The 1,180-nt window shown below is 47.5% G+C and carries 2 protein-coding genes; both read right to left on the reverse strand.

The annotated features are described in order from the left end of the window. Positions 1 to 901 (reverse strand): NtaA/DmoA family FMN-dependent monooxygenase (locus gpAD87_RS00035; RefSeq protein ID WP_064635670.1); only part of this gene is annotated, 901 nt, incomplete at its 3' end. Between the two features lie 32 nt (positions 902 to 933). After that, on the reverse strand, positions 934 to 1,180 hold a 247-nt coding region (locus gpAD87_RS00040; protein WP_157258397.1), incomplete at its 5' end, for an ABC transporter permease.

Below are 1,180 nucleotides of genomic sequence, written 5' to 3' on the forward strand. Positions count from 1 at the left end.
TCCCTACTGCGGCTGCCGGAGGGATCAACTCCTGCAGTTCTTGATATTTTCGCTGAGCTTCCTGCTCCGTCTTAGCCAAAATCGGTGATAAACCAGGCATTATTTTCATGCTGCCTTGTTCGCGCCCATAAAGTGCGAGTTTGGATTTGACGTTATTATAGAACTCTTTCGCAGCATTCAGAGACTGTTGGGCCGTGAAAATCACTTCACCATAGTTGGCAGCAAAATCCTGTCCCGGTCCGGATGATCCAGCTTGGATGAGTACAGGGTATCCTTGCGGCGAACGAGGTACATTGATCGTACCTTGGGTAGAATACCACTGTCCTTTATATGAAACTTCTTTTAATTTAGATGGGTCTGCAAATAGTCCAGCCTGTCGATCCACAATTAAGGATTGATCTTCCCAACTATCCCAGAGCAGAGTGGCTACTTCGACAAATTCCCGGGCCATTTTATATCGAAGCCCATGCTCGGGATGCTCTGTTCGTCCATAGTTATTTGCTTCAACATCCAATTGGGAGGTCACGATATTCCATCCTGCGCGTCCTTCACTGATATGGTCCAATGTGGCAAATTTTCGAGCTACGTTATACGGCTCGTTATAGGTAGTCGACACCGTGGCGGTCAAACCCAGCTTTTCTGTATCCGTAGCCAATGCCGACAGGAGCGTTAGCGGGTCCAGCATCCCTGCAGCCGATTGATCAGCGCCCATTACATAGAGAAGATCAGCCAGAAACATCATATCAAACTTCCCACGTTCAGCCGTCTGTGCGATGGATCGGTAAAACTTATAGTCAAAAATCTTTTCAGCTCCTGAATCCGAGCGGCGCCAGCCATAGTGATGATGACCTGTATAATAAATGAATGCCCCTAGATGAAGCTGCTCTTGTCTAGTCCCCATATATATCTTCCCTTCTTGTTTCCATTTTTGGATTATCCCTTGAACGTATCTCGCCAGCTTAGCCATCTGTCTTCAAGCAGTCGCACAGCCGAATCCGAGAGCTTGCCTACAACCGCAAAGACTAAAATACCGACAAATACAATATCCGTTTGTGAGTAAGCACGAGCATCCTGTATCATGTAACCGACGCCTGCACTGGTTCCCATCATTTCAGCAACAACAAGGACTAGCCACGCCGCGCCCAAAGACAGTCTCACTCCTAGCAGAATATTAGGAAGT

The organism is Paenibacillus sp. AD87, assembly GCF_001659845.1.
In the GTDB taxonomy this organism is placed as follows: Bacteria; Bacillota; Bacilli; order Paenibacillales; family Paenibacillaceae; genus Paenibacillus; species Paenibacillus marchantiae.